At 42.1% G+C, this 10,420-nt stretch carries 8 protein-coding genes and 2 tRNA genes; 4 read left to right on the top strand and 6 right to left on the bottom strand.

Annotated elements, in window-relative coordinates; translation table 11 throughout:
• Positions 1-393: 393 nt before the first annotated feature.
• Complete coding sequence (locus tag WFH18_RS15120; protein ID WP_005105385.1) at positions 394-639, bottom strand: hypothetical protein; 246 nt, start codon at positions 637-639, stop codon at positions 394-396.
• A gap of 78 nt (positions 640-717) precedes the next feature.
• Positions 718-1,800 (bottom strand): DNA/RNA non-specific endonuclease, encoded by a 1,083-nt coding sequence (locus WFH18_RS15115; protein ID WP_005105384.1) that lies wholly within the window; start codon positions 1,798-1,800, stop codon positions 718-720.
• 264 nt (positions 1,801-2,064) lie between these two features.
• On the opposite strand from WFH18_RS15115, the gene WFH18_RS15110 reads away from it, so the two are divergent.
• The gene (locus WFH18_RS15110) at positions 2,065-2,718 is read left to right on the top strand and encodes a hypothetical protein (protein ID WP_004278668.1); all 654 of its coding nucleotides are present in this window, start codon (positions 2,065-2,067) and stop codon (positions 2,716-2,718) included.
• An 81-nt stretch (positions 2,719-2,799) separates the two neighbouring features.
• On the opposite strand, the gene WFH18_RS15105 is transcribed toward WFH18_RS15110, so the two are convergent.
• On the bottom strand, positions 2,800-4,680 hold the full coding sequence (locus WFH18_RS15105; RefSeq protein ID WP_005105382.1) for a potassium transporter Kup: 1,881 nt from the start codon (positions 4,678-4,680) through the stop codon (positions 2,800-2,802).
• A gap of 122 nt (positions 4,681-4,802) precedes the next feature.
• On the opposite strand from WFH18_RS15105, the gene WFH18_RS15100 reads away from it, so the two are divergent.
• The 3 genes from WFH18_RS15100 (at position 4,803) to WFH18_RS15090 (ending at position 5,860) form a co-directional block, all read left to right on the top strand.
• A tRNA-Ser gene (locus WFH18_RS15100) sits at positions 4,803-4,893 on the top strand.
• Between the two features lie 459 nt (positions 4,894-5,352).
• Positions 5,353-5,580 (top strand): hypothetical protein, encoded by a 228-nt coding sequence (locus tag WFH18_RS15095; RefSeq protein WP_004647282.1) that lies wholly within the window; start codon positions 5,353-5,355, stop codon positions 5,578-5,580.
• Positions 5,581-5,784: 204 nt separating this feature from the next.
• Positions 5,785-5,860 (top strand) — tRNA-Thr (locus tag WFH18_RS15090).
• Positions 5,861-5,935: 75 nt separating this feature from the next.
• Here WFH18_RS15090 and WFH18_RS15085 read toward each other — a convergent pair.
• The 3 genes from WFH18_RS15085 to ahpC form a co-directional block, all read right to left on the bottom strand.
• On the bottom strand, positions 5,936-6,784 hold the full coding sequence (locus WFH18_RS15085) for an SAM-dependent methyltransferase (RefSeq protein ID WP_005105381.1): 849 nt from the start codon (positions 6,782-6,784) through the stop codon (positions 5,936-5,938).
• Positions 6,785-6,787: 3 nt separating this feature from the next.
• On the bottom strand, positions 6,788-8,095 hold the full coding sequence (locus WFH18_RS15080; RefSeq protein ID WP_005105380.1) for an FAD-dependent oxidoreductase: 1,308 nt from the start codon (positions 8,093-8,095) through the stop codon (positions 6,788-6,790).
• Between the two features lie 621 nt (positions 8,096-8,716).
• Positions 8,717-9,280, bottom strand: a complete 564-nt coding sequence (gene ahpC, locus WFH18_RS15075) for an alkyl hydroperoxide reductase subunit C (RefSeq protein WP_005105379.1) — start codon at positions 9,278-9,280, stop codon at positions 8,717-8,719.
• Between the last annotated feature and the right edge of the window lie 1,140 nt (positions 9,281-10,420).

The following is a 10,420-nucleotide window of genomic DNA, read 5'->3' as shown; positions in this document are numbered from 1 at the left end:
GTGCTGAAAAGATTGCCGACCCATAAAGTGACCCAAATAGAAGAATTACTGCCACACCGCTGGAAACCTGAACCGAATTAAAAATAGACATGGGGTTCAGCGGACGCTTACGCTTAAACCACTAACATGTTGGTTTAATATACGGGCTTCAAGCAACGTTGATAATTTAAATCCCTTGTCCCTATAACCTAATAATAAATATAAAAATAAGGACTTAGAATATGGATAAATATCTTGCCGAATTGCTCGGCACATTCTGGCTGGTGTTTGGAGATATTGTGGGAGCAGAAAATTAGGCTTTTTAATAAAAACCCTCTAAAAAGCCAGGATTTCCAAATACCATTTTTCTGCATGTTTCACATGGAGCATGCAGATCATCGCGCTTAAAAATGCTTATAAAAATGGATTTTCAATTTCATCCAGATCATCACGCTGAATTTTTTCTGGCAAGTCCTGCGTGTTTTCCAGTTGTTGTACCACATCATTCAGAAAAGCCTGCAAGGCTTTGGCCACTTTCAGTCCCTGCTGATCCTTGGTGATTTGCAAGTTGCCATACAGGCTGACGCAGTCCAGATCATTTTCCAAAGTCAGATCATGAATGGCATGGGATTCGCTGCCATTTTCAAATGCTTTAAACATATCCTCTTCACCTGTCTTTGTTATTTTCAATGAACGTCTGATGTCGATGCTACCCGAATCCCGGTTTTTTCAGCAAGCTTATTTCAACAGGTGCAAAATATATTGCAACAAGGCATCAATCAGCTGTTTCACAATGGCATCTTGCGTTGCATTGTCTATCGCACCGCCAGTCGCAGAGGAGGCCGAACTGCTTGAACCGGAAGACTTAAACTCGCGTTGTAATGCCTGCAGGTTTTCTTCAGAAACCTCTTCGGCACACTGACTTTCTGCATCCCAATTAGAGTATTCAATTTTCTGGTTGGCTTTTACGGCATTTCCAGTCAGTGGCAGCTTATAGGTATTGCGTTTCTGTTCTTCGGTAAGCTGCGGGAACAGGTTAATTCCAAGCTGTTCTTCCAGATAGCAGACACTGACAATACGCACTTTCAGTGAATTGTCATTCGGTGCATAGTAAGCACCAATAGCACCGGTTTTCGGCATATAAACCGCCTTATAGACCGCGGTTGGCACAATCACGCCATTGCCAATGGTTTTCAGCTTCTTCCCGGCAAAGACCGGCCCGGTTACCACATAAACATCCTGTTTCTGCTTGGTCACAATGGCACGAGTGGCTTCTTCCAGCTCACGCCAGACTTGCTGATTATTCTTGGGCGCTTGCGGCACCATATTGGCCAATGAAAAACTGTCAGACTGCGCAGCCTTGTTAGGCATATCCGCATTCGGCGCCATATGACCGCGGTCATAACCTGAACCGCGATAATCCGCCAATGTGGCACGATGCTTCGCACTGACCCGATCTTCTTCATGAAAATTATCTTCACGGGGAATTTTCTGGCTTAAGCGTGCTGGCGTTAAGGCTTCCGCCACCCAGAGCGGCGTTTTAGATACCCCGGAATAACCAACATTAAAGCCATTAAAACACAGTGAATAGCTGTCTTTTTTCAGACTGTCTTTTATCAAATATGGTGGCACATCCCGATAAAACTGATTCAGACAGGCAGAATCACTGGAAGAGGATAGCGACACCCACTGACTGATTTTTTCCTGGCCAAAAGCGATGGCGAAGCTACTCGAAGCCACCACGCCCAGAATGACTTTAATACTATTATCATTTAAAAACTGAAAAAAAGAGTTCTTGGGTTTACGCTGCTTCTTGGCCATTCTTACACGTACTTTTTAGATCAATACAGATTTTGACCGAGCTTAACAAGCTGTATAAGTGAAGTATATCTTGGCTCTACCATTCGTTTACTAAATAAACAATAAGTATCCAAAATCTCGGGCAGTTGTAACAAACTATCTAATTTTATTTCTTTTTAAATGAGGTTTCTCGGTGTTTGCGTAGCTTTGTTTGGCTCAGTAGATTGAGTGTGTAAAGCTAACGGCCTATCTCAATTCGTACAATTATTAGCAATGGTGTCAATCATGAATTCCAAACTCTCTAAAGCATTAGGTTTAGGATTATTCACAAGTGTGATCAGCGTAGCTGCATTTGCTGAGCCACCGGTTCAACCAGGTGAAACACTTGAAAGCTTGTCTAAAGCTAAAATTAGTACCAAGGTGAATGGTCAGGAAGCCTCTTTAGAAAGCTTGGTGAACTCTGGTCAGATTCGTCTGGTCGATCCGCGTGCAGCAGCACCGCAACCAGCCATGCCAAACACACAGGCACCAATGCCCAATGATCCAGCAATGACTCAGGCACCAAATTCAGGTACTGTTTCTCCTCAACCACCTGTCACAGAACCAGGTATGAATGAAGCAGAGGTGCCGGCCAATCTGGTTGAACCAGCCACTGAATCAGAAGTAGAAGCCAGCACGTCTATGACGACGCCTCAACAACAACCAACACTGGAAGAACAACAAGCAGCTGTACCAGCAATGTCTGAAGAGCAACAGCAAGCAGCTATTGCTTCAGAACAACCGATGCCTGAAGCACAGCAACAAGCGGCTGTGACTGAAGCAGATGTGAGCAATGAACAAACTGAAATTGCAGCTCAATCTGATGCAGAGCCAGTACTGATGGAAGAACCTTTGAATGCTGCACCTGAAGTGCCGGCTGCGGTAGAACTCGAACAATAATCTGAAACTCATTTATTTATTGTTTCTCTCATAAAAAAACCAGAGTGTGCCTCTGGTTTTTTTTTATGCTTTTTATTTTATTTACATCTGAATCTGGGTGCCCAGCTCGACCACACGGTTGGGTGGAATTTGATAGAAATCACTGACCGGACTGGTATTGCGCTGCATAGAAATAAACAGCTTTTCCCGCCACGGTGCCATGCCCTCACCCACAGTATGCATAATCCGTTCACGTGAAATAAAGAAACTGATCTGCATCAGGTCATATTCAAAATCCCATTGCTCATAGGCCTGTTGTAAAGCTTCCGGAATATTCGGCTGATCCTTAAAACCATAATAGATAAACACCCGGTAAAAATGCTCACTCAGTTTTTCCAGTTCAATCCGGTCCTGCCTGTCAACAAAAGGAATATCCCGGGTAATCACCGTCAACATGATATTGCGTTCATGCAAGACCTTATTGTGCTTAATATTATGCAACATGGCATGCGGAACAATATTTGGTGTACCGGTCAGGAAAATGGCATCGCCTGGCACAAACTTGGTGCCTTCCCCCATCGAAATACTTTTAATAAACAGATCAATCGGCAAGGCATCCTGTTCCAGCCGGTTCAGTACCAACGCACGCCCGTCTTTCCAGGTCATGAGAATCGTAAACAGTACCGCACCAATCAGAATTGGCACCCAGCCACCCGAAGCGATTTTCAAGGACGTTGAGGCCACAAAGACTAAATCCAGTGCCAGGAATGGTACAGCAAATAACGCTACTTTCCAGACCGGCCAACGCCAGAAGCCATAGGCCAGAATCGAGATCAAAATGGTGCCGCAGAGCATGGTCATGGTCACCGCAACGCCATAAGCACTGGCCAGATTGGCACTATTTTCAAACAGTAAAATCAGGATCAGCACCGAGATAAACAACATCCAGTTAATGAAAGGCAGATAAATCTGGCCACGCTCCAATGCAGAGGTATGCTTGACTGACAGGCGCGGCAAATAACGCAATTGAATGGCTTGATTGACCATAGAAAATACCCCAGTAATGACCGCCTGTGAGGCAATCACCGCCGCTGCAGTCGCCAGTCCAATCATAGGGAATAAGGCCCAGTCTGGCAGTAGCATATAGAAAGGATTCGCCAGGGCTTCAGGACTACGCAGCAACAAGGCGCCTTGCCCGGCATAATTCAGCAATAAACATGGCAAGACAATAATGAACCAGGCCAGCCGAATCGGTAGGCGGCCAAAATGCCCCATATCGGCATAAATCGCTTCACCACCGGTCATGGTCAGAATCACTGCCCCCATGGTCAGAAAAGCCACATAAGGCTGATCGACCACAAAATGATAGGCCCAGTAGGGATTCACCATCCAGAGTACAAATGGGGTCTGGATGATGCTCCACAAACCAAAACCGCCAATCGACAAAAACCAGAGCATGGTTAAAGGCCCAAAAAATTTGCCCATCGTGGCTGTGCCGTGTCGCTGTACCATAAACAGTCCGGCCAGAATCCCTATCGATAAAGGCACCAACCACTGATTGAAAATGGGCGTGGCAATACTCAGGCCTTCAATGGCTGAGAGCACGGAGATTGCCGGGGTAATAATCCCGTCACCGAAAAATAGCGATGCGCCGACAAAGCCCAAAGCAATCAGGAATATTTTCTTTTGATCAGAGATTCGTGTGGTACGCAGGTTTAATGCCAACAGTGACATAATCCCGCCTTCGCCGTTGTTATCGGCACGCATGATTACCATGACATATTTAAAGCTGATGGTAAGCATCATGCACCAGAAAATCAGGGACAGGATACCGAGTACAGAAGCTTCGCTAATGGCGAGATGTGCGGTAAGGAAGCATTGGCGCAGTGCATACAGCGGACTGGTACCAATATCTCCGAAAACGACCCCAAGCGCAGCCAGTGTAATCACCGGAAGAGCTGCCTTTTGTGCAGTGCTTTGCATATATTGTCTTCGTTTTTTAACAAGCATTTTTGCGAATCATAGCACCGCATTAAAAGTTTTTCTGCAAATCAATTGTTTCAGCTTGGCACAGCTGGTTTTTTTCGCTATTATCCTCGGCCTATGGTGAGGTGTCCGAGTGGCTGAAGGAGCACGCCTGGAAAGTGTGTAAACGTTTATAGCGTTTCGAGGGTTCGAATCCCTCTCTCACCGCCAGAATTTAAAACCCGAATCACATGATTCGGGTTTTTTTATATTTAATTTTATCCATCATCCCATCAGCAAAAAAAATCATCTGCTTAGATCTTAAAATATTATTATCCATCGTCTTATGCAAATCATTGAGTTGATATCAATCCTCTTTCATAAAAATCTTTTGCAACACAACACTTACGCTCAATTCTATTTTTAAAAATCTTCATTTTTCATCAGCCAAAAAACTGATGAATTGTGCAGTTTTTGTACGCCATTCATTTCAGGTTTTTATTTATGTGTTCAAACAAAAAAACTGGCACAGAAATAGCTTAATTTTATTGTCATCAAAGCTATGTTATGTTGCTTATAAATCAACTAAAAGGAGAATAAAAACCACAGGATAGAAAGAAATAACCAAGTGAACCGGGCCATTCAAATTTGAAGTTAAAAAATAGATACACTGCTATTCGGAGAGCGAACATGAATAACAGCGCAAACTATGCCAAACAGATTAAAAATGCAAAACGTGGCGGTTATACCCCAACCATTGCCAAGGACATCAATAAACATAAAATTCAAAAAGCCTTGAGACTCATCGAACAGTGGAGAAGCCTCGCTCAAGAACTCAAACCTCAAATGCAGTTTGATATGGCCTTTACTTTAGAGGAATGTGCACAAGAATTAGATCGCATCCTGAAAAACAGATAAACCTTATAACCAACTCATATCCATAGCAAATCCTATGCTTTCACCCTCGCCCATATCTGCACATATGGGCCATTTCTTTGCACATAATCAAAAACAGAACTTTTCATCCATTCGGTCAAAATAAACAAATCCTGCCGAAACAGTTTAAACGGTTATTTTTTGGCTTGCGTGACCCAAAAAAATCTGTAAAATGCACTCCACCATGCCGGCATAGCTCAGTTGGTAGAGCAACTGACTTGTAATCAGTAGGTCCACAGTTCGAATCCGTGTGCCGGCACCATATCTTAGCCTCGCTTTTAGTGAGGCTTTGATGTTTCTGGGTTTTGGTATTTTCAGCTGAGTCTTCTTGCACTTTCTAGTGCTTCGATTGTGCCGTCACTTGCACATATCTCACAATCCCTTCCTGATATAATTTTCGGCATAGTTTCGCTGTCATCTGAATTTTAAAATGATCCAGTTTTGAACCTTGAGCCTGATCATCTGATGCTTTTGAATTCAAAGTTTTTTGCACATAATCCGCAAAGCCTGAAAATACCGGCTCGGACAGATCCTGAATCTGGATATTTTTAAATTCAAAACGATCCAGACAGGCATACAGTGCCCCCACTGTCATTAAATCTTTTAAATTCACATCAGCAGATTTCAATAAAAACTGATATTTACGCCGTTGTAAGGCATTTAAATTTTCCCAGCGCTCGGACAAAACCAGATGATGAAAACCAATCCGCGCATTTGAATTTAAAACACTACGGATCTGCTCCAAGAATAAAGGCACAGGACTGTGATAAGCCGCATCCAGACACAGCACCACATCAAAACGCTGGGAAAATGGCAATTCTTTTAAACGCAAAAATGACGCCTGATAAATGGCATTCAGTTCTGGCAAATGTTGCTGAATATTAGCCACACAGGCAGCCTGCAGCTCAACCCCCGCCAGATATTGCACCTGATAGTGTTGTTGCCAGTACAGCAAACTTGCACCCTGACCGCAGCCTAAATCCAGCAGTTTATCTTTTGAATTTAAATTTACAGTTTGTGCAAGGTGATCGGTGAGCATACGACAGGCAGCCGTATAATCCTGCTGACCTGCTTGCCAATACCCTAAATTGCTCCAGGGCAATTGCGCATGATCGCCCAACACAGCGGCATCAATTGCATACTTGTGCTGGGGAAGACGCTGACGCAGTGCCTGAAGCCATTGCATGGATTAATAACCCAGTTGCGGTGCAACCTCGACCACAGGTTTTAAACCCTCAAATGGTAAAGGTGCACCAAAAATTTCCGCAATTTTCATCGCTGAGGTCACTGCCGATTCCAGAATTGGCAAACCGTCACATGACCATGAACCGCAGAAGAAGACTTTACGATTGGCATCCAGATGACGTTGCTGCAATTCCTTATTCAGTGCTACGGTATTGGCATCGACCACTGCACGCGTTAGCATCACCGATTTGATCACTTTTTTCGGATCAATCTCGGTTACCGGACGCCAGGTCTGAAATACGGCCGACTTGCCGACCAGAGAAGGTTCAATCGAGTTAAGCCACACGGTAAATTGCTGACGAGTAAATTTACGGTCCATCATATAGCTGAGTACGGCCCAGTCTTTACGTTTTGGCGGCATTACGCTGGCATCGGTATGAATCACCAGTTCGCCTTGTTCGAATTTGAATTTCTTCAATAATTCAATTTCACTGGCGAATTGTACCGGATCCAGGAACTCCTCAATTTTGGTGGTCGGTGTTGCGACAATCACCCGGTCAAACAGTTTTGAATAACCGGCCGCATTTTCAACTTTGACCTGATCGCCCTGCTCTTGTACCAGTGTAATTGCTGAACCGTCTTCAATTTGAATGCCTTCAATCAGCTTATCGACCAACGCTGGTGTACCGCCTTGCAGACGCAGTAACGCATCGCCATCGGTTAATTGACGCAGAAAAATTAACAACGGTTTAGCTGGCCATTCACCAATGGTTTTCGGATTGCAGGTACAGATGGTATATAGCACCGGCATCACCGCACCGTGCCAGAACACTTCTTCAATCTCGTTACGATTGATAAATTCTGCCAGGCTGATGTCCTGATTTTTCGATTTAAAGAATTTGGTCAATGCAACTTTTAACTGCAACAGGCCTTTGACCAGACGCCAGCCATATTGTTGCAGGCCTTTCCGGTTATTGATGATCGGGATATTGCCAATTCGGCTGCGCGATGTGGTCAGCCAGGTTTCAGTTTTATCTTCAAATAACCAGCTGCAGGCCATATAGGTCCGCACCGGATAAGTTTTAATGCCCAGATGTGTGGCTAGACTCAGGGTGTTTTTCCACAGATAGGGGTTCATCACACGTAAAGGTGCGTCAATCAGGCCCCCTTCAAATTCAAGGCTATGACTGTCCATGCCGCGACCTGGAAGTGCTTCAAAAATCGTGATGTGATGCCCTGCGTCCTGGAGAATTCTGGCTGTAGCCAGTCCGGCCATGCCACTACCAATTACTGCGATATCCAAACTGATCATCCGTCATTGAAAAACTACAGAAATTATGTACCATGCGCCAATCAAACAGGTTATTAAAATCTTCCAGAATATATGTTTTTCGTAAAGGCCTTTTTGTTCAATTTCACCTGCTTTTTATTCATTTTTCTGACTTAGTTAAAATTCCATCAAATCTAAGATTTTATTCATATTTTTATCTAAAAACTTGAAAATTCGCTTTAAAAACAAATAATTTAATTAACCATTTTTATAATCCTTGGTTGACAAATACTTTTTAAATACCTATGATTCGCAGCATAAGAAAACCATAAATTCATCCGGTTCCATTCAGATGCGTTTATGCGAAAATTGTTTAAAACGACAAGAAACTACAGCGCCTTATAAAATAAAAGCCTCTGCGAAAGCAGAGGCTTCTTTGTTTTCAGGCCTAGTCAATCATTCAGCATGGTATTGCGCTTACTTGATTGCCTCGCATAAGCCGCTTAAAAAGCATAGAGTGCAATTCCTCAATTCTCATTTTGTTCTCAAATAGAAATCAAATGGCATGATGTTTTTGTCTAGAATTCATAAATCTCTAAACTAAAAAAATAAAAAATCCAGCAACTTGTGCTGGATTTTTTGCTTCAAAGAACTAGGTTTGAATTAGATTTTACCCACCAGGTCGATTGACGGCGCTAGTGTTGCTTCACCTTCTTTCCATTTTGCCGGACAAACTTCACCTGGGTGCGCATGTACATATTGTGCAGCTTTCACTTTACGAAGAAGCTCTTGTGCATCACGGCCAATACCACCCGCGTTGATTTCAATGATCTGGATTTTACCTTCTGGATCAATCACGAAAGTACCACGATCTGCCAGACCTTCAGCTTCAATCAATACTTCGAAGTTTTTAGACAAAGTCCAGGTTGGATCACCAATCAATGGATACTGGATTTTACCAATCACGTCAGAGGTATCATGCCAAGCTTTATGGGTGAAATGAGTATCGGTAGACACGCCATAGATTTCTACACCCATTTTCTGGAATTCAGCATACTGATCAGCAAGATCGCCTAATTCAGTTGGACAAACAAAGGTGAAATCTGCAGGATAGAAAAACACCACTGACCATTTTCCTTTCAGGTCTTGCTCAGAAACTTCGATGAACTGACCATTGTGGTAAGCAGTTGCATTGAATGATTTGATTTCAGTATTGATTAAACTCATGAGATATTTCCTCTGGCTTATTTCTGGGATTGCTTATCTTGTGAAGCTAGAATACGAAAAATTTCAAAATAGGTAAAACCGCAAGTTTTTATAAAAATGATCGCTTTTTTAGATCATTAATTTCTATTAGTATTGTTAATCTCATTTATTTTCTCGATGCAGAGTTGTGCTGATCAAAAGCAAGATAATGCTTTAACACTTATGATTCTTCTAATAAGTCGGGCTTTATGCAAACTCAATACCAATCTTCAAGACATAAAAAACCCACCGCATTCAGGTGGGTTTTAATGATGATTTACCGTTCTAGATCAAAATGGAAGTCCATATATATTTCATATTAATTAATTTAATTCATACACTTAAGATAAGGATTTAATTTTTTGTAAAGTTATAGTGAACTTTTCCTACTTTTAACAAATTATTCTTTTTCTTAACTTTACAGAATGAACTTAAATGAAAATATCTAGAATTATCTAAATTTATCCTTTTTTAATCCAAGAATGTCCTTTGTATAACTTCTATGATGCTTATCACTAGATAACCACTTTGATAGGAGAAATAGAATGTCTAGAACACCTAACGACGATCGCTCTGATAGCATGAATCCTAATAACGATGCCTATTGGGATTCCCTGGATAATCATGCAAATCAGTTAAATCCTAATAATGACCGCTATTAAGGATAAAGGACTATGCAGATAGGAGATTCCACTCTCCTATCTGCTTTTAGGGAAAGCCATGTACTACTCAAAAGATAAGGACATCAATGAATACGTCAAGCAACTACTTAAACATAAGAGCTTTCGTATCATTAGCGGTAAAAAACATGATCAACTCTGTATTTTGGAGCAGCGTAAGATAGCTATACCTTCTACTCCGAGTAAACAGAGAAGTTTTATTGAATTCAAAAATAATGTTAAGCGTATTCTGAGGGAACTAGGAGTTGTAAATTATGAAACAATATTATGATGATCCATTCTTGGATAACTTATTACATAAAACGAAGGCTACTAAAAAAGAGAGTTAACACCATTGCTGTCCCACAATTTTTCACAAGAGGAAGCTCATTTGAGCTTCCTCTTGTTTTATGGGTATTTTATCGGGTGAAAATAAAGCTTTTAAAGTTCTTCTTTCAAACAA

Origin of the sequence: Acinetobacter sp. USHLN143 (genome assembly GCF_037145695.1) — a bacterium.
In the GTDB taxonomy this organism is placed as follows: domain Bacteria; phylum Pseudomonadota; class Gammaproteobacteria; order Pseudomonadales; family Moraxellaceae; genus Acinetobacter; species Acinetobacter fasciculus.
This window is presented reverse-complemented; position numbering and strand designations above follow the sequence as displayed.